Raw genomic sequence first — 20,508 nt, 5'->3', positions numbered from 1 at the left:
TCAGCCTTCTTCCCGGTCGAACAGGACCGCCGTGACCAGGGCGCGGTCGATCTTGCCGTTGAAGTTCATCGGGAGCTCGTCGAAGTGCTCCACCAGATTCGGGATCATGTACGCGGGCAGCCGGACGGCCAGCGCGTCGAGGAGCCCCGGCTCCGCCGCCCCGGTGTAGGCCGCGCGCAACTCGCCCTCGTGCGCGGCCACCACCGCGTCCCGCACGCCGCGCACCTCCCGCATCACCGCCTCGATCTCGCCGAGCTCGACGCGATAACCCCTGATCTTGAGCTGCTGGTCCCCGCGCCCGCAGTGGACCAGGAGGCCGTCACGCTCCTCCACCAGGTCGCCGGTGCGGTACCAGGCGTCGCCGGGCGGCGTGGCCGCCTCCCGCCAGACCTCGCCGTCCACCAGGAAGCGCCCGGCGTTGTCGGCCGGGTCGAGGTAGCCCGGGAAGCGCTGGGAGCCGCGCATGAGCAGCTCGCCGTCCACCACGACGTGCTCCATCCCGGTGTACGGCACGCCGATGGGCACGGTCCCGTTGGCGGTCGACGGCCAGGCCTCCGGATCGGCGGGGAGCCGGTAGTCGCAGCACGCGGCCAGCTCGGTCGGCCCGTAGATGTTGTCGAGCTCGCTGTTCGGCGCCGCCGCCCGCCAGGCGCGGGCCTGGCCGAGCGTCAGGGGCTCCCCGGCGAACATGCTCCACCGCAGGCCGGGCATGCGGCCGGGACGCAGCTCGCCGAGCCGGTCGGCCGAGGAGATGATCGACGGCACCGAGTACCAGTGGGTCAGCGCCTTGCGGTTGATGAACTCGACCGGGGCCAGGAGCTCCTGCCGGCTGGGGACGACCAGGGCGGCACCCGTCGCCCAGGCGAGGAACATGTCGTGGACGGACGGGTCGAAGGTCAGCTCGGCGGCCTGGGAGATCCGGGCGCCGGGCCCGGCGGGGTAGCGGCCGACGAGGTAGCCGACGAAGGGGACCACGTTGCGGTGCGCCAGCGGGACGCCCTTGGGGGTGCCCGTGGACCCGGAGGTGAACAGGATGTAGGCCAGGTCGTCGGGCCCGGCCACCAGCCCCGGCGGCAGGTCGGCGGGCGGGAGCTCCGCCAGGGCGCGCGCGCCGAGGTCCAGGCCGGTGGGAGCGAGGTGGTCGTTCCCGTCGTGGACGACCAGGTCGAGGGCTGCGGCACGGGCGATGGCCGCGTTGCGCGCCTCGGGGAAGCCCAGGTTGAGCGGCACCGGGGTGGCACCCAACCGAAGAATGGACAAATATCCGGCGTATGCCGACACCGTGCGGCCGCAGAGCAGCCCCACCCGCCCGGGGACCCGCCCCTCCAGCCGCTCCAGGATCCGCCCCGCGCACCGGTCGACCAGCTCCGACAGCTCCGCGTACGTCAGCCGTTCGGCCCCGACCTCCAGCGCCGTCTCACCGGGGAACTCCGCCGCGGACCGGGCGAACCAGCCGAACATCGAGGTGACGGTCATCGGGCCTCCCCCCCGCGGCGGCGGCGAACCGGGATCGGGGCTTCCTCGGGAAGCGTGGCGACCAGGGCGCAGAACCTGGACACGGTGGGCGCGTTGAACAGGTCGCCGACCGAGATCTCCCGGCCGAACTCGGCCCTGGCCAGGGCGACGAGCCGGGTGGCGAGCAGGGAGTGCCCGCCCAGGGAGAAGAAGTCGTCGTCCCTGCCCACCCGCCGGTCGAGCGCCCCCTCCCACAGGGACGCCATCCGCCGCTCGAACTCACCCCGGGGCGGCTCGGACTCCCCGTCCTCGACGACGGCGAGCGCCGGCAGCGCGGCCCGGTCGAGCTTGCCGCTGCCCGTCCTCGGCAACGCGTCCACGGTGACGAAACGGGCGGGCACCATGTAGTCGGGGAGCTTGGCCGACAGCAGGGCCGACAGCTCCCCGGCCGCCGGGGCGCGGTCGGCCACCAGCAGCGCGACCAGCGACCCCGCGACGGTGACGGCGGCCTCCCTGATCCCCGGCACCTCGGCCAGGCACGCCTCCACCTCCTCCGGCTCGATCCGGTGGCCGCGCACCTTGAGCTGCGCGTCGGCGCGGCCGGCGAACTCCAGCTCACCGTCGGGCCGCAGGCGCGCCAGGTCCCCGGTCCGGTAGAGCCGCTCACCGGGGGTGAAGGGATCGGGCCAGAACCGCTCGGCCGTCAGATCGGGCCTGCCCAGGTAGCCCCTGGCCAGGTGCGCCCCGCCGATGAAGACCTCGGCGGGCACCCCGGCCGGCGCCGGCTCGCCGTAGGGGTCCAGCAGGTGGATCCGCGTCCGGTGGCCCGGCCTGCCGATGGGCGGTGACATGCCCTCGGTCACGGTCTCCATCACGTGGCTGCTGGCCGTGTTGACCTCGGTCGGCCCGTAGTGGTTGATCAGGTGGCAGCCCGGCAGCTCCGCCAGCCACGCGGCGAGGTCCGGGGTGATCCGCAGCGCCTCCCCGCCGGAGATCAGCCGGCGCAGCGCCAGGCGTGCGCCCCGGGCCAGCGACGCCACGTTGAGGACGGCGGAGTAGGCGGCGCCCCAGCGTTCGATCTCCTCCCGCTCCAGCAGGCCGAGCACCGCCCGCGCGTCGCGGCGGACGGCGTCGGAGCCGAGGGTGACCAGCCGCGCGCCGACCTGCCAGGCGGAGAACATCTCCAGGAAGGACGGGTCGAAGGTCAGCGAGTTGTACTGCAGGACGGCCCCGCCCCGCCGTACCGGGATGTCCTCGCCGTCCCAGAGCATGAGCGAGGCCATCGCCTCGTGGCTGTGGCCCACCCCCTTCGGCGCGCCCGTCGAACCCGAGGTGTGGTGGACGTAGGCCAGGCTCTGCGGCCACGCGTCGCACTCCGGCGCCTCCGGCCGCGCGCGACCGTCCGCCACGACGACCGGCGCGCCCAGGTCGACGCCCTGGAGCGCCGGCTGGGTGACCACGGCGACCGCGCCGGTCGCGGCGACCAGGTCGCGCAGGCGGGCGAGCGGCTGGCCCGGATCGAGCGGCATGTAGGCCCCGCCCGCCTTGAGCGCGCCGAGCACCCCGACGAACATCTCGATCGACCGGTCGGCGTGCACGCCCACCACCCGGTCGGCGCCCACGCCGAGCTCACGCAGCCGGTGGGCGAGCTCGTTGGCCTCGGCGTCCAGCCGCCCGTAGGTGAGCTGCTCCGACCCGTGCACGAGCGCGACGGCGTCGGGAGTGCGCACGGCCTGCTCCTCGAACAGGTGGTGGACCAGCGAGACGGCCGGCGCGCGGTCCGCCCCGGCCGCCGACCGCAGCAGTTCGGCCCGCTCGGCCGCGCTCGTCAGGGAGAGCCGGAGCACCGGCCGGTCGGGGTCGGCGACGATCGACTCGAGCAGGGTCTCCAGATGGCGCGCCAGCCGCCGCGCGGTGCCCGCCTCCCAGATGTCGCGGCTGTAGTCGACCCGGATCTCCAGCCCCTCCGCGTCCCGGCGCATCGAGAGCAGAAGGTCCATGTCCAGGGGCGTGTCGTCACGCGGAACCGGCCTCACCCGCACGCCGGGCAGCACGGGCATCGCCTCGTCGTCGTCCCGCAGGTTGAAGACGACCTGGGTGAGCGGGCTGAAGCTGGCCGAGCGCTCGGGCACCAGGTGCTCGACGAGCCTGGCGAAGGGCAGGTCCCGGAAGCCGTACCCCTCCAGCAGCCGCCGCCTGGTCTCCCGCAGCAGCTCACGGAAGGTGGTGTGCTCCGTGACGGTCGAGCGGACGACCATGACGTTGAGGAAGTAGCCGATCTGCTCCTCCACCTCGGCCGCCTGCCTGCCGGAGACCCCGGTGCCGACGAGCAGGTCGCCGGTTCGCGCGTACCGGTGCATGAGCACCGTGAAGGCGGTCAGCAGCGTCATGAAGAGCGTGGCGCCCTCCTCGGCGCCCAGCTTGGCCAGGTGCCCGGCGACGTCCGGGCCGACCCGGTGGTGCTCGGTCCCGCCCGCGAAGGTCCGCACGGCCGGCCGGGGACGGTCCTGGGGGAGTTCCAGCACGGTGGGCGCGCCCGCCAGGTACTCCCGCCAGTAGGCGAGGCCGGCGGCCTCCCTCTCGGCGGTGTGGGTGGCGCGCTGCCAGTGGGCGAAGTCGCCGTACTGCACGGGCAGCGGCGCCGGCTCCCCGCCCGTGTAGGCGTCGGCCAGGTCACGGTAGAGGATCGCGGCCGACCACTCGTCGTAGGCGATGTGGTGGACGTGCAGGCGAAGGCGCGTGCCGTGCAACTCGGCCTTGATCAGCGGCCCGGAGGCGAGGTCGACCGCCGTGCCGCTGTCCCACAGGTCGCTCTCGCTCACCTCGACCGGTATCTGGACGGGACGCCCGTCCAGCACGTCGATCCGGCTGCGCAGGATCTCGTGCCTGGCGACGACCCGGGTGAGGGCCCGGCGCAGCGCGCGCGGGTCGAGGTCGCCGTCGAGCTCGTACTCCTGGGTGACGGTGTAGATCGGGTCCCCGGGGCGGAGCTGCTCCATGAACCACAGGTGTTCCTGGTTCGTGGAGAGCGGCGCCGGCGTGCCCGGCGGGCGCGCGACGATCGGGATCACCCGTTCCGGGGCGAGCCGGTCGAGCCGGGCGGCGAACCCCGCGACCGTCGGCTCGTCGAAGAGCAGGCGCAGCGGGACCTCCACGCCCCACCGGTCGCGGATCCTGGCCACCGCCTTGATGGCGAGGAGCGAGTGGCCGCCGGAGGCGAAGAAGTCGTCCAGCCGCCCCACCGGCCTGCCGAGCACCTCGGACCAGAGGTCGCCGATCCGGCGTTCGGTCGGGTTCCAGTCCCCCTCCTCCTCCGGCTCGTGGGCCGCCAGCGCCGCGCGGTCGATCTCGCCCTCCGGCAGGCGGTGGACGGCCACCGGGAGCCAGGCGCGCGGGAAGCGCCCGGCGAGGAACTCCCGCAGCCCCTCCGGCTCCTCCGCGAAGGCCACCAGGCCCGCGGGCGTGGGCACGACGGCCGACCGGCCCGGGATCGCCCGCTCGATCAGGTCGGGGGCGACACGGACGCCGTCGATCGTCACCGCCCGGTCACGGGCCCCCGCGTACTCCAGCCGGCCGTCGGCCAGTCGCCTGGCCAGGTGGCCGGAGCGGCGCGGCGCGGTCGTGCCGGTGCCCGCGGTCGTGCCGGTGCCGGTGCCGGTGTCGGTGCCGGTGTCGGTGGTCGTGTCCGTGGTCGTGTCCGTGGTCGTGTCCGTGGTCGTGGCGAAACAGAGCTCGCCCACCACGCCGGGCGGCACCGCGTTGCCGTCGTCGTCCAGCAGGTAGGCGGCCTCCGCCCGGCCCGGCACCAGGGCGAGGGCCGCGGCCAGGTCCACCTCCTCCTCGCCGGCGCACAGGGCCAGCTCGCGGAGCGGCCGGTCGGGATGCTCGGCGAAGGCGCGCAGGACCCGCCGGTAGTGCCCGGCGAGCCGTTCGATCGTGGCGCGGTCGTACAGGTCGGTGGCGTACTCCAGCGTGGCCCGGCCCGGCAGCGCCAGGTGCAGGCTGAGGTCGAACTTGGCCGTCGCCGTCTCGATCCGCACCGGCTCGGCCCGCACCGGCCCCAGCCGGAAGGGCGCCGGGGGATCCTCCAGGTTGCACATCACCTGGACCAGAGGGGGCGCCGAGGGGTCGCGGCGCGCGCCGACCCGGTCCACCACCGCGTCGAAGGGGACCCGCTGGTGGTCCTGGGCGGCCAGCAGCTCGTCGCGGGCCGCCGCCACCAGCTCGCGCGGCGTGCTCGCGCCGGTCACGGCCAGGCGCAGCGCGACGGTGTTCACGAAGAGCCCGTAGGTCCGCTCCGCCCCCGGCCAGTCCCGGTTGGCCACCGGCACGCCCATGATCACGTCCGTGGCACCGGTGTGGACGCGGAGCAGCGCGGCGAAGGCGGCGGTCGCCGTCATGAAGGGCGAGGCGTTCTCCATCGCCTCGGGCTCGACGCCCAGCTCGAACGCCAGCGTGTCGCCACGGCCGGAGGGCCGTGCCGGGCGCGGGCGGTCGCCCGGCACGGTGAGCAGGGCCGGTGCCGCGGCCAGCCGCTCCGACCAGTACCGCAGCCCCGGTTCGAACCCCCCGGAGGCGGCGAACTCGTACTCCCAGGCGGTGTGGTCGCGGTACTGCGGCCCGGCGGGAGCGAGCTCCCCGCCGGTGTAGCGGGTGGTGAGCTCCTCCAGCAGGATCCGCTCCGACCAGCCGTCCGACAGCGCGTGGTGCAGGACCAGGACCAGCAGGTGCAGCTCCGGGCCGACCCTGATCACGAGAAGCCGGGACAGGTCGGCGTCCAGCGGGGTGAACGGCTCCGCCGCCACCTCGGCCGCCCGCGCGACCGCCTCCGGCCACGAGCCCGACTCCTCGACGACGAGGTCCACGGGCGCGCCGGCGACCTGGACGATCGTGCCGTCGCCGGCGCGGGTGAAGCGGGTGCGCAGCGCCTCGTGCCTGCCGTACACCTCCGCGAACGCCTCACGCAGGACGGTCACCGAGAGCGGGCCGGTCAGCCCGAAGACCAGCGGCACGTTGTACGCGGCGCTCGGCCCGGCGAGCTGGTGGATGAAGAGCAGCCGGCGCTGGGCGTAGGAGGCGGGCACCACCTCGTCCGCGCCGACGCGCCGAGGCGCGTCGGGCCGGGCCTCGGCCTCGGCCCGCCGCCGGGCCATGATCCGGCGGAGCCGTTCCTGCCTGTCCGTCATGCCGCCTCCCCCGTGAGGATGCCCGCGCCGGTGCGCAGGGAGAGGTCGGCGACACAGCGCACCGGCACCCGGTCCAGCGTGAACGTCCCCCACAGCCGGACCCGGTCGCCGTCGACCTCGGCCCGCTCCAGGGGGACGCTGAGCGTCGTCCCCCTCGAGGTGAGGGTCAGCAGGACGTGGCGAAGGCGCTCGACGCGATCGAGCAGGTCCTCGCCGCGGACGCTCGTCACCACCTCGCCGGACGTGATCATCACCGTTCCCCGTTCATCGCCGCGAGCCGCTTCCTGTCGGTCTTGCCGTTGTGGGTGAGCGGGATCGCCTCGACGGGCACGATCCGCCTGGGCACCAGGTAGCCGGGCAGCCGTTCCGCCAGCCGCGCCCGCACCTCGTCGGCGTCGAAGCCTTCGGCGGCCTCGACGTAGGCGACCAGGTGTGACATGCGCCCGCCCGTACCGGCGGGGACCACGGCGGACCTGCGGACCCCGGCCAGGCCGTCCAGGACGCTCTCGACCTCGCCGGGCTCGATCCGGTACCCGCTGATCTTGAGCTGGTCGTCCGCCCGCCCCAGGAACTCCAGGCGGCCGTCCTCGCCGACCCGCCCCAGGTCACCCGTCCGGTACATGCGGACGCCGGGCTCCCCGGCGAACGGGTCGGGCAGGAAGGAGCGGGCCGTCTGCCGGGCGTCGCCCAGGTACCCCCGGCCGACACCGGGGCCGCCCAGGTAGATCTCGCCGGGCTCGCCGGGCCGTACCGGGAGCAGGTCGGGACCGAGCACGTAGGCGGTGGCGGAGCCCGCCGGGAACCCCAGGCAGACCCGTTCGGTCTCGTGCACCTCGGCCTCGACGGAGCCGATCGAGCACTCGGTCGCGCCGTAGATGCTGATCGCGGTCGTGCCGGAGGCGCGCAGCGCCTTCCACAGCTCGGCGCCGGGTTTCTCCCCGCCGAAGACCAGCAGGTCCAGCGGCTCGTCCAGCAGGCCGAACTCCACCAGCAGCGCCAGCTGCGAGGGGGAGCAGTCCACCACGTCCAGGTTCCCGGTCAGGAAACTGCCCGGGTCGCGGCGCTCCATCTCGTCGAAGAGCACCAGCCGGTGGCCGAGCGCGATGGTCGGCAGCACCTGGTCGATGAAGGAGTCGAAGGTGACCGGGGCGCCGCCGCCGACCCGGAGCGTGCCGTCGGCGGCGACCTTCCGGTAGGCCGGGGCGAGCTGGGTCAGCACGTGCTCGGCCAGCCCCAGGTGCTCGATGAGGACGCCCTTGGGCGAGCCGGTGGACCCCGAGGTGAACACCACGTACGCCAGCAGGCGCGGGTGGACCTCCTCCGGCACGCCCGGTCGCGTCTCCTCCGGCGCGCTCCGCGCCTGACCGGACGGCCAGTCGTCGCCGATCACCGCCTTCGCCCCGGCCAGGGCCAGCTTCTCGGCGATGCGGGCCTCCGGCTCGGTGGGGTCCAGGAGCAGGAAGGCGGCACCCGCGCGCCACACCCCCAGCATGGCGACGATCAGCCAGGTGCTCCTGGCGCACTTGACGGCCACCACGTCCTCGGCCCCGATCCCGCGTCCCCGCAGGTCGGCGGCGAGCGCGCGCGAGCGGGCGTCCAGTTCGGCGAACGTCAGCTCGCCGTCGGGCGCCTCAACCGCGACCGCCGAGGGGCGCTCCGCGGCGACCGTGTCGAAGAGCCGGTGCGTCGCGGCGAAACCGGTCACCGGCGCTCCCAGTCGGCGACCGCTTCGGCCAGCGCGGCGAGCGCCGCCCGGATCCGCTCACCGGGGATCCCCGTCGGGAAGCGGATGTGCCCGCCGATCACCGGCGCGTAGTTGGCCGAGGTCGTCAGCACCAGCCCGTGACGCTCCAGCGCGAAGTCCGCGAACGCCTCCACGTCGGGCACCTTCAGATCCAGCCAGATCTGTGTCCCCCCGGGGGGGAGCGGCGTGTCGAGCCGCGTCCCCGCGGCGGCGGCGGCGAAGGCGTCGCGGCCGCGTCGTACCGCCTCGACCAGGGCCATGTTGCCCATGGTCAGCGCGGCGGCGGCGGCGTGCTGCGCCTGGCCGCTGACGGCCACGAGCTCCCACTCCAGGCGCGGTACCAGCCGGTCGATCACCGAGGGGGCGGCCACCACCCAGCCGATCCGGTCACCGGGGCGGCCCAGCTTCTTCGAGGCCGAGTTGACCACGGCCATCCGCGGGCCGGACGTGGCCAGCTCCACCGGGGCGGGGACCGGCTCGGCGCGGAAGTCGAAGGAGTCGTAGACGGCGTCGTACAGGACGAACACCTCGGGGCGGGCGGCGAGTTCGCCCAGCACGTCGAGGTAGCCGGGTTCGAGAACCGCGCCGGTCGGGTTGTGCGGCAGGTTGACGTAGACGACCGTCGGCCCGTCCACCTCGGCCAGCAGGAGCGCCAGGTCGGCCGGGGTCCCGGTCAGCGGCAGCGCCCTGGCGCGTATCCCGGCGGCGCGCATGAGATCGTGGACGCCGACGAAGACCGGTGTGGCGTGCAGCGCCGTGCGGTAGCCGAGAGCCGCGAGGTCGCGCAGGACCAGCCCGACCGCGTGCATGCCGCCGGCGGTGATCAGGATGCTGGACTCGTTCACCAGCTCACGCTTGGCCACCGCCTCCAGCAGCAGCGGGTGTCCCTGGGAAGGGGCGTATCCGTAGGGGATCGTCCCCGCCGCGGGCGGGACCGCCGGCGCCGAGCCCTCCGGCCACTGGGGGACGTTCTCGACCAGGATCGACCAGTCGCGCCCGGGGTGCGCCTCGGCGTAGTTGAGCCTGCGCTGCAGCGCGGAGATCTGCCCGCTCACGCCTCGCCCAGCTTCCGTCGCAGGCTCAGCGGGCGCATGTCGGTCCATACCGTGGCGATGTGGCCGAGGCAGTCGTCCTTGCCGCCGGTGAACCCGCTCGCACGCCAGCCCGCCGGGATCGCCTGCTCGGCAGGCCAGATCGAGTACTGCTCCTCGTCGTTGCTGACGACCTGGTAATTCACGAGGTCAAACCACCTTCCGCATGATGTTCAACGCGTCGTCGACGTCCTTGCGCGAGACACCGGAGTGGGTGACGGCGCGGACGCGGCCGTGCCCGAACTCGCCGACCGCGAGCCCGAGACCCCGAAGGGTCCGTACGAGCTCGGCCGGCTCGTGGCCGGGTACCCGGAACAGGACGATGTTGGTCTGCACGTGCGCCGGCTCGATCTCCAGGCCGGGCAGCTCGGCGAGCCCCTCGGCGAGGATCCTCGCGTGCTCGTGATCCTCGGCCAGCCGGTGGTAGGTCTCCAGCGCGATCAGCCCGGCGGCCGCGATCACCCCGGCCTGCCGCATGCCGCCGCCGAGCATCTTCCTGGCGGTCCTGACCCGGCGGACGAAGGCAGCCCCTCCCGCGACCATCGACCCGATCGGCGCGCCGAGCCCCTTGGACAGGCAGAACTGCACCGAATCGGCGTACCCGGCGATGACCGACGGTTCGACGCCCTGGCCCACGGCGGCGTTGAACAGCCGCGCCCCGTCCAGATGGACGGGCAGCCCGTGCCCGTCGGCGAAGGCCCGCACCTCGGCCAGGTAGTCCAGGCCGAGGAACCGCCCGCCGCACCGGTTGTGGGTGTTCTCCAGGCAGATCAGCCCGACCGGCGCGAACTGGGGGTCCCCCTCCTCCTCCGGGAACCCGGCGGCCAGCGTCTCCAGCGCGATCCGCCCGTCCGGCTCGTTGCGCAGCGGCTCGTAGCCCACCCCGCCGCACACCGCCGCGCCGAACGCCTCGTACAGGTAGACGTCGGTCTCCGCGCCGACCAGCACCTTGGAGCCGCGCGGGCAGTGCGTCATGATCGAGGTGAGGTTGGCCATGGTGCCGCTCGGCATCAGGCACGCGGCCTCGACGCCCAGCAGCGCCGCCGTGCGCTCCTCCAGGGCGTTGACCGTCGGGTCCTCGCCGTAGACGTCGTCGCCGAGTTCGGCGTCGGCCATGGCCCGCCGCATGGCGGCCGTGGGCAGCGTGAAGGTGTCGCTGCGCATCTCGATCATGAGGTCTCCAGCAGGAATCGGATCTCGTTCTCGGCCGCCACCAGGGCCTTGTCCGCCTCGTCGCCGACGGCGATGACGTGACCCAGCCGCCCGTAGGCGTCCCGGGGCGGCCCGATCTCCTGTCCGGGCACGGCGGTCACGGTCACGGCCGTCACCCCCGGCACGGCCAGCGCCCGCTCGACGCCCTCGACCCGCTCCAGCCGCCCGGCCCGCTCGGCCAGCAGGAACCTGATCCCGCCCTGGCCGTGCGAGAGCGGTTCCAGCTCGACCGGCAGCCCGGCGGCGGCGCGGAGCTGCTGCCGCAGCAGGTCGACGCCGGTGACCTGGCGGATCAGCTCCGGGATCATCCCGCCGGCGAGCCTGGGGTTGATCTCCACGATCGCGGGTCCGTGAGCGGTCAGCTTGACCTCCGTGTGCGACGGCCCCAGCGTGAGACCGGTGGCGATCAGCGCGGCCCGCACGGTCTCCGCCACCGAGGGGTCGACCCGCGCGGGGAACAGGTGCTGGTGTTCCACGAAGTACGGCAGGCCGCGCACGGACTTGGCGGTGACGCCGACCAGCTCGTGGCCGAACATCTCGACGCTGTACTCCGGCGCGTCCAGGAACTCCTCGACGAGGACGGCGCCCGCGGTGGGCTGCCCGCGCACGTTGACCTTCCTGGCCAGCACGGCCTCCGCGTGCGCGGCGGCCTGCCCGGCGTCCCAGCAGAGCAGCACGTCCTGCGAGCCGGACTCGTCGGCGGGCTTGACCACGCAGGGCAGCCCGGCCAGGGCCACGGCGGCGGCGACCTGTCCCGGCTCGGTCACCCTGCTCCACCGTGGCTGCCGCACCCCCGCCTCGGCCAGGACGGCCCGCAGCCTGCTCTTGTCCCGGCAGATCGCGACCGACTCGGGGGGGTTGCCCGGCAGGTGCAGCCAGGCGGCCAGCTCGGCCACCACCGGGACGTAGAAGTCGCTGGTCGTGGTGATCGCGGCCAGGTCGGCGCGGTGGAAACGGCTCTGGACGACCTCGCGGAGCTCGACATGGCTGTTGGTGTCGCAGACGACCACGTCGCAGCCGGTGTCGCCGAGCCCCGCGTACCGCTCGGGGGCGCCGGTCAGCAGCACCGGCTCGACGCCCAGCTCGCGGGCGGCGGCGAGGGCGAGCATGCCGGTGCCGGTGGTGTTGGACTCCACGAACAGCATGCGCCTTCGCGCCTCGTGCCGGACCTCGGCCCTGGACCAGGTGAACACCTCGGTGCCGTAGGGCACCACGGTGGGGGCGCTCGCGCGGGGCAGCGACGTCAGGCGGTGCTCGGTCCAGTAGCCGGGATCGTAGATGGTCTCGGCGTACCGGTCCCCCCGGTCGGGCAGGATGCCGACGACCCGGGTCCCGGGCGCCACGCGGCCGGCCACGTCCTTCAGCACCTGGTAGACCGAGCCCGAGGTGTTGCCGCCGAAGATCTGCTCCTCCGCGGCGAGGTCCAGGGTGGCGGCGAAGGCCTCGTGGTCGTTGAGCCAGTGGACCTCGTCGATCAGCGTGTGGTCGAGGTTCTGCGGCCGGATGCTGTTGCCGAGCCCGCTCTGCAGCCGCCCGGCCCGGTCCGGCTGGTCGAACAGGGCGCTGCCCACGCAGTCCACGCCGACGACCCGCAGCCCGGGGTTGTCCCGGCGCAGCGCCCGCGCGGTGCCGCACAGCGAACCGCCGCTGCCCACCGACCCCACCAGCACGTCGACCCGCCCCAGGGCGGTCAGGAGCTCCCCGGCCAGCTCGCGGTAGGCGCCGGGGTTGTCGGCGTTGCTGTACTGCCGGGGCCAGAAGGCCCCGGGCAGGCCGGCCATCAGCTCCTCCAGCCGTTCCAGGCGCGCGCTCTGCCAGCCGTGGCTCGTCATCGCCTCCACCACGTGCACCTCACAGCCGAGAGCGCGCAGTTTGGTCCAGGTCAGCCGGTCGATGCGGGGGTCGGTCACGATGTGCACCGCGTGCCCGAGGGAGCGCCCCACCAGCGCGACGCCCAGGGCCATCGTCCCCGAGGAGCTCTCCACGATCGGCGCGCCCTCGGCCAGCGCGCCGATCCTGCGGGCCGACACGATGATGTTCCTGGCCACCCGGTCCTTCATCCCGAACGGGTTGGCCAGCTCCAGCTTGGCGTGGACGGAGGCCGGCCCGAGCCCGAGCCGGACCAGCGGGGTGTTGCCTATGTGTTCATGAAGCACCGGAGACCCCCGCGTCGGTGAGCGTGACGGATCGGTGCACGCTGGTCCTGCCGCCCAGCGACGCACAACGACCCCTGATGTCGTCGATCTTCGCGGCCAGCTCCGGGTCGTCGGCGGCGAGCAGGACGCCCAGCATGGTGCCGCTGTGCGCCGCGACGACGCCGAGGCCGCCCGCGGCGCGGCACGCCCGCCGTACCGGGCGGAAGGCGTCCCGCCCGTGCCGGCCCGCGTGCAGTTCGGCGCTGCGGGTGGCGATCCCGCCGACCGTGGCCAGATCGCCGCGGGCCACCGCGGTGGTCAGGCGGTCGAGCAGCAGGGCGTACTCGCGCCGGGTCGCCGGGCCGATCACCGGGAGGTCGCGGTTGTAGGCGACGGTGTCCACCTGGCCGCCCTCGTCGTAGCCGACGATGACCAGCCCGGGCAGGCACCCGAGGGTGTTGCGCAGCCGCACGTCGCGGTGGTGGAAGGCGACGATGTGGTCGTACATCACCCCGTCGGTGGGCTCCAGGCCCCGCAGCAGCGCCTCGATCTCGGGGGCGGTCAGGACCCTGCCGGCGGCGTCGGCCACGGCCCGCGCCGTCGCGACCAGATCCGCCGACGAACTGGCCATCCCCTTGCCCTCCGGCAGGTTCCCGGTCAGCAGCAGGTGCCCGCCCCCGGGCAGGCCGAGGACGTCCAGCGCCAGGCGGGCCAGCGTCAGGGCCTTGTGCTTGTGGCCGGGCTCGACCGTGACCGCCGGCGACTCCGGCGTGGGGGTGAAGAAGGCGGTGGTCCCCTGCGTGACGGGCAGCGTCACGAGGAAGTGCTCGCCGTCGGGCAGCACTCCCTGCAGCAGCTCCCCGAAGGTCCCCCTGGCCTGGCCGACTCCGATCACGTGAGCCCCAGCGCCCGGTCGAGACCGGCGGGAACGCCGGCGAGCGTCCGCGCCCTGGCCGCCCACCGGGCGGACGACCGCTCCCGCCGCCCGGCCTGGTCGGCCAGCGCCGCCAGGACCTGCCGGGGGTTGGCCGACCCGGCCGAGGTCAGGCGCTCCAGCGCGGTCTCCACGTCGAAGGCCTCCGCCAGCAGGGTCCCGGCCTCCGGTACGGCGTACCCGTGCTCGCCGGCCGCCTCACGCAGCACCCCGGGGGCGTGCGCGCCGGGCGGGCGGCCGTCGGCGAGCGAGCGGGTGACGTACGCCCCGGCGATCACCTGGGCGGTCCGCCACGGCACCCCCGCCCGCAGGGTGAGCGCGTTGGCGAGGCTGAACCCGCCGAAGAACTCCTCGGAGCAGGCCGCCCGGAGGCGCTCCTCGCGCCATTCCAGGCCGCGCAGCACCTCGGTGAGGAGCAGCAGGGCCGAACGGCCGGTCTCGAAGGCCGCGCGGACGTGCGTCCCCGCCTCCTTGGAGACCTCGACCAGGTTGGTGTAGGGCGTGTTGCGCTGCCCGAGCAGCACGTCGACGTGGAAGGCGGCCAGGTGCGCGGTCCTGCCCCGCACGCGTTCGAGCACCGGGAAGTTCCGCTTCTGCGGCATCGCCGCGGATATCCCCGACAGCGCGTCCGGCAGGTCGAAGAAGCCGTGGCCGGCGCCGCCCCACGTCAGCAGGTCGGTGCAGAAGCGGCTGAGCAGCGAGCCCAGCAGGCTCAGCTCCGCGGTCAGCTCGGCCGCCCACTCGCGGGAGGCCACCCCGTTCAGCGCCAGCGGTTCCGCGCGCGCGAACCCCAGCAGGGTGGCGAGGCGGTCGCGGTCCCAGCCGAGTTCCTGCCCGGACATCGCACCGCTGCCCAGCGGGCAGGCGTCGATCTCGTCGAAGGTCGCCAGCATCCGCGAGGACCTGCGCAGCAGCCGGTCGGCGAGGGCGGCCAGGTAGAACCCGGGGCTCATGATCTGGGCGGCCTGGAAGTGGGTGTGGCCGGGCATCGGCAGCTCCGCCGAGCGGGCGGCGTTGCCGAGGACCGCCTCGATCAGCCCGTCCAGGTCGGCCGCCAGCTCGACGAGGAGCCGCCTGCCCGCCATGAGCTGCGCGCAGGCCTGCAGGTCGTTGCGGCTCCTGTCGACGTGCCAGGCCGGTACCGCCGACGCCGACCGCTCACCCACCAGGCGTTCCATGGCCAGCGCGAGGTCCGACAGGCATTCCTGCCGGCGGTCCTCCATGTCGGCGGCGGTGATCGACCTCAGGGCGGCGGCGAGCGCCCGCCCCTCCTCCGGGCGGATCACGGCCATCCTGACGTACTCCGCGACCAGCGCCAGCTCGATGGCCACGTAGGAGGGCAGCAGGTGGGCCACCTCGTGACGGAACTGCGGGTCGAGCACCTCCTCGCGGAGCAGGCGGCCGGGGCCGCCGCTCACGCGCCCGCTCCACCGGTCGCTCACCCCGCCTCCCGGGTTCTCTCCGGGACGCGCTCCACCTTCCGCACGTGCGAGAGGGCGAGCAGGATCGGGGTGCCCAGCATGCCGATCGAGGCGATGACCAGCGTCATGGTGACGCCGGCGAAGCTGCCCAGGACGCCGCCCAGCAGCACGCCGATCGGGACGAGGCCCATGACGGCCATGCGGCTGGCGGCGTTCATCCGGCCCTGGAACTCGTCCGGCGTGACCGCCGCCCGGAGACTGCGCACGTTGATGCTGTAGATCACGACGAGGGCCGCGTCCACGGTGTACATCGCGACCATCAGGGTGATCGCGAGCGGCACGGGCATCAGCGTGGCCAGCGGCGTGAGGAGCGAGGCGAGCGCGGCCAGCGTGGAGGTCAGGACGAGCAGCCGGCCGAGCGGCAGCCGCCTGCTGACCGAGGTGGCGGCCAGCGCGCCGATCAGCGCGCCCGCGCCGGACGCCGCGAAGATCACGCCCACCCAGAACGCCTCGATGCCCAGCGTCCTGGTGACGAAGGTCAGGGCGGCGGGTTCGGCCAGCGCGGTGAAGAAGTTGACGATCAGCGTGGCGAGGATCAGCGTCCGCACGGTCAGGTGCCCGGCGACGAAGCGGACGCCCTCCACGATGTCGCGCCGGATCGATCGGCCCTCCTCGGCCTCGACCGGCTCCTCCCTCTTCCTGATCAGGGCGGTGAAGACGGCGGAGAGCGCGAACAGCGCCGAGTTGACCACCATGGAGACCGGCCCGGCCAGGAACTGGAAGACGACGCCCGCGAGGGCGTGGCCGCCGATGCCGGCGGCCGAGGCGCTCAGCTCCAGCTTGGCGTTGCCCTCCACCAGATCCTCCGGCTCGACCAGCTCGGGCAGCAGGGAGGCGCTGCCGATGTCGGCGACCACGCTGCACAATCCGACGCCGAAGGCCACCGCGACCAGGAGCGGCACGCTCAGCCAGCCCTGCCACCCGGCCACCGGGATGACGACGAGCAGGACGGCGCGGGCACCGTCGGCCGCGATCACGATCGGCCGCTTGGGCCGGCGATCCAGCCAGGCGCCGGCGAACAGGCTCACCAGGAGGACCGGGACGTGCCCCGACGCGGCCAGCAGGCCCACCTCGAACACCGAGGCGTCCAGCGTCAGGGTGGCCAGCAACGGGAACATCACCGCGATCATGTTCGCGGCGAACATGGAGGAGGTCTGGCCGAACCAGAGGTTACGGAAGTCGGGCAGCCTGAACAGCCCGGTGGAGGTCGATGCCACGGAGACTCTCTCGCCGTTGGGGAGGGCTACTTCTGACGGACCAGGAAGCCGAGTTCGAGGCCTGTCGAGTCGACACCGGGATCGGTCGTCGCGCGCGCCACGAGCTCGCCGCCCGCCTCCTCGATCAGCTCCTCCCAGAACTCCCGGCGCTCCAGCCGCTGCCTGGTGATCTGGTGGATCAGGTAGTACGGGTTGTAGTACGCCAGGCCCAGCCCGTGGCGGGTCACCCCCGGGTCGAGCGGCCTGTGGTCCACCTCGACGATCGCCAGGTGGGCACCGGCGGTCGCGCCGATCGCCGTGCGCACCACCTCGACGACGGCCGGGCGGCCCTGCTGCTCCAGGACCTCCTGCAGGGAGAAGGCCGTGACGAAGCAGGGCGAGGCCGCGGCCGTGGCGGCGTGGGCGATGTAGCCCTCGGCGGTGTCGACCACGAACTCCACGTGCCCGTCCATGCCGCGTTCGGCCGCGGCGGCCCTGGCGTTGGCGATGTTGCCCTCGTCGGGGTCCGCGCCGATGCCGCGCACGCCCCCGGCGCACAGGTCGAGCAGGAAGGTGCCGTCCCCGCAGCCCAGGTCGATCACCGCGTCCGGGGGCGCCGGCAGCGTGGCCAGCAGGTCGTGGACCAGCGGGATGGCGTCGTGACGGCTTATGCCGCAGCTGCCGCGGCCCACCATCGTGCCGTTGCGCGAGGCGTAGACGTTCCGGTCGGCCATCACCTCGGGCAATTCCAGGAGGGTGCCGCCGTAGCCGCCGATCAGCAGCTCGTACCAGGGGCGGAAGGCGAGGAATTCACGCCCCTTCGCGGTGAGCTCGGGTTGGCGCTCGGGGTCAATGACGATGCCCTCGGCCGCGAGGTAGCGTAGGAGGCCGGCGACACGCTCGCTGTCGAGGGAGAGCCCCGCCGCGAGGTCGTCGAGCTTCCGCTCCCCCGTGAGGGCATCCATGAGACCGCTGGTCATTGAATACTCAAGAACCTGTGCCAGAAAGAACTGCCGAATCGGTTGGATAGCGGCGATTGTCCGAATCTCGAAATCTCGTAGCACGGCGTCCCCCGAGCGGTGTCAAAGAGATGTTTACCCTGAGCCGTAAAGGACCATAGCGAACAAGGATAGGGACTGCAATGGGTATATGAAAGAGATGTCGGATCGGCTAGCGTGTGATACGGTTTCGCGCCATGGGTGAGGCTGACGTGCATCTATGTCGCGATCTATCCGTGGACCGGGCGGTTTTGACGATTGCCCGGGAGCGCCCTCGTCACCCCGCCGTCACACTGGGGGACGAAACCGTTGACTATGGCGAGTTGAGTGACAGGGCACTGGAACTGGTAAGGGAGTTAACCGGTTTACCGCCGCAGAGAATCGGGATCGAGGGCCATCGGAGCATCGCGGCGATTGTCGCCATGCTCGGGATATCGTCGGCGGGGCATTCGTTCGCGGTGCTGAATCCGGAAAACCCCGAGGGCCTAAGATTTGATCTTAGAAAAACGGCCGGAATCCAGCTGGTGATAGATCCGCTAACTGGCGAATTGCACCGTGATGACCGGTTCGTTCCTTCGCCCGTCGGTGAAGAGATATACCTCCTGCACACTTCTGGTAGTTCCGGACGACCCAAAGGGGTGTCCATCTCCCGCGGCAATCTCGCGTATTCCACCGGGGCCCGGTTCGCGGTCCACGGCCGGTCCGGAGTCCCCGTCTCGCTCCTGCTCTTCCCCCTGCACTTCGACGGTGCGATGGCGTCGATCTGGGGGACCCTCGCCGCGGGCGGCCACCTGGTGATCGCGGACGAGGCCGAGCGGCGCGACCCCGACGCCATCGCCGACCTGATCGAACGGCACGCCGTCACCCACACCATCACCGTGCCGAGCCTGCACGCCGAGCTGCTGCCGGTGCTGGCGGACCGGCGGCCCGCGCTGAAGCTCATGGTCGTGGCGGGGGAGGCGCTCACCCGGGCGGTCATCGACCAGCACTTCGCGCTCCTGCCGAAGGTGCCGCTCTGCAACGAGTACGGCCCGACGGAGTGCACGATCTGGGCCTCCTACCGCACCTACGACAGCCCCGCGCCCCCGGCCATCGGCTTCCCCATCCCGGGCACGGAGATCGAGCTGCTGGACGACCGGCTGCGCGCCGTACCCGACGGCGAGGTCGGGCAGATCGCCGTCAGCGGCCCCGGGGTGAGCGCCGGGTACGTCGGCGACCCCGAGGAGACCGCGGCCAGGTTCGCCGGCGGACGCTACCTCACCGGCGACCTCGGACGCCGGCGGGCGGACGGCGAGCTGGAGTTCGTGGGACGGCTGGACAACGAGATCAAGATGCGCGGGGTGCGCGTCACCCTGGAGACGATCGAGGCGGCCGTGGCGGCGGCCCCCGGCGTGCTCGCCGCCGCCGTCGCCTACGACGCGGCGAACTCGACCTGCTACGCCTTCGTGGTGGGCCGGGCGGCCGGGGTGCGCGCGCGGGTCGCCGAGCTGCTGGGCCCGGCGCTGGTGCCCGACCACGTGCTCGTCGTGGAGACGCTCCCGCGCACGGCGCACGACAAGGTCGACCGGGAACGGCTGCTGGCCGACGCGCTCCCCGCCCCGGTGGAGGCCGACGACGGCACCCTGGCCGGGCGGATCGCCGGAGCCTGGGCGACGGTGCTCGGCGTCAGCCCGGTGCAGGCGATGGAGGGGGCCAACTTCTTCGGGCTCGGCGGCAACTCGCTGTCCGTCCTGAAGCTCGCCCGCACGCTCAGCGCCGTGGCGGGACGCCGGATCACCGCCAGGGAGCTCTACCGGCACAGCACGCTGGACGAGCAGCTCGCGCTGATAGGAGGACGGGATGGAGCCTGACGCCCTCCTGCTGGGCTCGACCTACCGGACGGGCAGGCAGCACGAGATCTGGGCGTGGATGCGCGAGCACGCCCCGGTCCACCGGCACGAACCCGGGGCCTTCCCCGGATTCTGGTCGCTGACGCGCTACGACGAGATCAAGGAGGTGCTGCGGGACGCGGACGCCTACAGCTCCTCCTCCGGCATCCTGCTCAGGCCGCTGGAACAGGGAGCCGACCCCGGCGGCGGCCGGACGCTGGCGCTGTCCGACCCCGGACGGCACCAGGCGCTGCGCGGCGCCGTCGCGAACTGGTTCGCCCCCCGCGCCCTGCGCCGGCTGGCCGAGTCGATGGAGCGTACGGCGAGCGCCATCGTGGGGGAGTGCCTGGCCGCCGGCCGGATCGACTTCGTGACCGACGTGGCGGCCAAGCTGCCCGTCGAGGTGGTCTGCTCGTTCATGGACATCCCCGCGACGGACCGGCCCGACCTCGTCGGATGGGCGACGGCCGCGTTCTGCGCCGACACGCCGACCGAGCGCAGCCTCGCCCACCTGGAGATCCTGGAGTACTTCACCGACCTGGCCGAGCGCCGCCGCGACGAACCCGGCGAGGACCTGGTGAGCGTGCTGACGCGGGTCAGGCTGGACGGCGAGCTCCTGCCCGTCGAGGACGTGGTGCTCAACTGCGACAGCCTGTTCGTGGGGGCCACGGAGAACGTCAGGCAGACGCTGGCCGCCGGCATGCTGGCCCTGCTCGAACACCCCGCCCAGTGGGAACTGCTCCGCGCGGACTTCGAGCGGTTCGCCGACCCCGCCATCGAGGAGATCCTCCGCTGGACCTCCACCGGCACGCACACGATGCGGCGCGCCACCCGCCCCGCCGAGCTCGGCGGCCGCGCCATCGCCGCGGGCGACCTCCTGGTCTGCTGGCTCCCCTCCGCCAACAGGGACGGCGCGCACTTCCCCCGGCCCGACGTCTTCGACCTGACCCGCGCCCCGAACCAGCACCTGACCCTGGGGTTCGGCCCGCACTACTGCGTCGGCACCCAGCTCGCCCGGCTGGAGATCAGGGCGATCCTCCGTGAGTTCACCGGCCGGGTCGGCCGGGTCGCCCTCGACGGCGCGCCCGAGTTCCTGGAATCCCCGGTCATCGGCGGTCCCGGCCGGTTGCCGCTCTCCCTGAGCCGATCGACCCCTGAGCCGATCGACCCCTGAGCCGATCGACCCCTGAGCCGATCGACCCCTGAGC

Annotated in this window: 14 protein-coding genes; 2 read left to right on the top strand and 12 right to left on the bottom strand. The window is 73.3% G+C overall.

The window, feature by feature from the left end:
- The 12 genes from AB0G16_RS21060 to AB0G16_RS21005 are packed head-to-tail and all read right to left on the bottom strand — an operon-like array spanning position 1 to position 17,498.
- A complete protein-coding gene (locus AB0G16_RS21060) occupies positions 1–1,476 on the bottom strand; it encodes an AMP-binding protein (protein WP_362807228.1) in 1,476 nt (491 codons plus the stop codon).
- Positions 1,473–6,641 carry an amino acid adenylation domain-containing protein gene (locus AB0G16_RS21055; protein ID WP_362807226.1) on the bottom strand — a complete coding sequence of 1,723 codons (5,169 nt, stop codon included), beginning with the start codon at positions 6,639–6,641 and terminating at the stop codon, positions 1,473–1,475. Before AB0G16_RS21055 ends, AB0G16_RS21060 begins: the two co-directional genes overlap by 4 nt.
- Complete coding sequence (locus tag AB0G16_RS21050; protein WP_362807224.1) at positions 6,638–6,892, bottom strand: hypothetical protein; 255 nt, start codon at positions 6,890–6,892, stop codon at positions 6,638–6,640. Before AB0G16_RS21050 ends, AB0G16_RS21055 begins: the two co-directional genes overlap by 4 nt.
- A complete protein-coding gene (locus AB0G16_RS21045; protein WP_362807222.1) occupies positions 6,892–8,346 on the bottom strand; it encodes an amino acid adenylation domain-containing protein in 1,455 nt (484 codons plus the stop codon). Before AB0G16_RS21045 ends, AB0G16_RS21050 begins: the two co-directional genes overlap by 1 nt.
- Positions 8,343–9,440, bottom strand: a complete 1,098-nt coding sequence (locus tag AB0G16_RS21040) for a beta-methylarginine biosynthesis bifunctional aminotransferase (protein ID WP_362807219.1) — start codon at positions 9,438–9,440, stop codon at positions 8,343–8,345. Before AB0G16_RS21040 ends, AB0G16_RS21045 begins: the two co-directional genes overlap by 4 nt.
- The gene (locus AB0G16_RS21035) at positions 9,437–9,622 is read right to left on the bottom strand and encodes an MbtH family NRPS accessory protein (RefSeq protein ID WP_362807216.1); all 186 of its coding nucleotides are present in this window, start codon (positions 9,620–9,622) and stop codon (positions 9,437–9,439) included. Before AB0G16_RS21035 ends, AB0G16_RS21040 begins: the two co-directional genes overlap by 4 nt.
- A 4-nt stretch (positions 9,623–9,626) precedes the next feature.
- A complete protein-coding gene (locus AB0G16_RS21030; RefSeq protein ID WP_362807213.1) occupies positions 9,627–10,649 on the bottom strand; it encodes a GntG family PLP-dependent aldolase in 1,023 nt (340 codons plus the stop codon).
- Entirely contained in the window at positions 10,646–12,844 is a 2,199-nt protein-coding gene (locus AB0G16_RS21025; protein WP_362807210.1) for a pyridoxal-phosphate dependent enzyme, read from the bottom strand. The genes AB0G16_RS21030 and AB0G16_RS21025 overlap by 4 nt, the downstream gene beginning before the upstream one ends.
- Positions 12,834–13,718, bottom strand: coding sequence for a hypothetical protein (locus AB0G16_RS21020; protein ID WP_362807208.1), 885 nt, complete (start codon positions 13,716–13,718; stop codon positions 12,834–12,836). The genes AB0G16_RS21025 and AB0G16_RS21020 overlap by 11 nt, the downstream gene beginning before the upstream one ends.
- On the bottom strand, positions 13,715–15,175 hold the full coding sequence (locus AB0G16_RS21015) for a lyase family protein (protein WP_362807205.1): 1,461 nt from the start codon (positions 15,173–15,175) through the stop codon (positions 13,715–13,717). The genes AB0G16_RS21020 and AB0G16_RS21015 overlap by 4 nt, the downstream gene beginning before the upstream one ends.
- Positions 15,176–15,195: 20 nt before the next feature.
- Entirely contained in the window at positions 15,196–16,455 is a 1,260-nt protein-coding gene (locus tag AB0G16_RS21010; protein ID WP_362807202.1) for an MFS transporter, read from the bottom strand.
- A gap of 26 nt (positions 16,456–16,481) precedes the next feature.
- The gene (locus AB0G16_RS21005; RefSeq protein WP_362807200.1) at positions 16,482–17,498 is read right to left on the bottom strand and encodes a 2-ketoarginine methyltransferase; all 1,017 of its coding nucleotides are present in this window, start codon (positions 17,496–17,498) and stop codon (positions 16,482–16,484) included.
- A 131-nt stretch (positions 17,499–17,629) separates the two neighbouring features.
- Between AB0G16_RS21005 and AB0G16_RS21000 the strand changes: the two genes are divergently transcribed.
- Positions 17,630–19,282 (top strand): non-ribosomal peptide synthetase, encoded by a 1,653-nt coding sequence (locus AB0G16_RS21000; RefSeq protein ID WP_362807198.1) that lies wholly within the window; start codon positions 17,630–17,632, stop codon positions 19,280–19,282.
- Positions 19,272–20,474 (top strand): cytochrome P450, encoded by a 1,203-nt coding sequence (locus AB0G16_RS20995; RefSeq protein WP_362807196.1) that lies wholly within the window; start codon positions 19,272–19,274, stop codon positions 20,472–20,474. The genes AB0G16_RS21000 and AB0G16_RS20995 overlap by 11 nt, the downstream gene beginning before the upstream one ends.
- The last annotated feature ends 34 nt before the right edge of the window (positions 20,475–20,508 follow it).

It is taken from the genome of Streptosporangium sp. NPDC023615, assembly GCF_040640155.1.
Classification (GTDB): domain Bacteria; phylum Actinomycetota; class Actinomycetes; order Streptosporangiales; family Streptosporangiaceae; genus Streptosporangium.
This window is presented reverse-complemented; position numbering and strand designations above follow the sequence as displayed.

What these genes read in the sequence shown, in the direction of transcription:
- AB0G16_RS21000 (WP_362807198.1), top strand. Translation starts at nt 17,630, where the DNA reads ATGGGTGAGGCTGACGTGCATCTATGTCGCGATCTATCCGTGGACCGG.
- AB0G16_RS20995 (WP_362807196.1), top strand. Translation starts at nt 19,272, where the DNA reads ATGGAGCCTGACGCCCTCCTGCTGGGCTCGACCTACCGGACGGGCAGG.
- AB0G16_RS21055 (WP_362807226.1), bottom strand. Translation starts at nt 6,641, where the DNA reads ATGACGGACAGGCAGGAACGGCTCCGCCGGATCATGGCCCGGCGGCGG.
- AB0G16_RS21030 (WP_362807213.1), bottom strand. Translation starts at nt 10,649, where the DNA reads ATGATCGAGATGCGCAGCGACACCTTCACGCTGCCCACGGCCGCCATG.
- AB0G16_RS21050 (WP_362807224.1), bottom strand. Translation starts at nt 6,892, where the DNA reads ATGATCACGTCCGGCGAGGTGGTGACGAGCGTCCGCGGCGAGGACCTG.
- AB0G16_RS21060 (WP_362807228.1), bottom strand. Translation starts at nt 1,476, where the DNA reads ATGACCGTCACCTCGATGTTCGGCTGGTTCGCCCGGTCCGCGGCGGAG.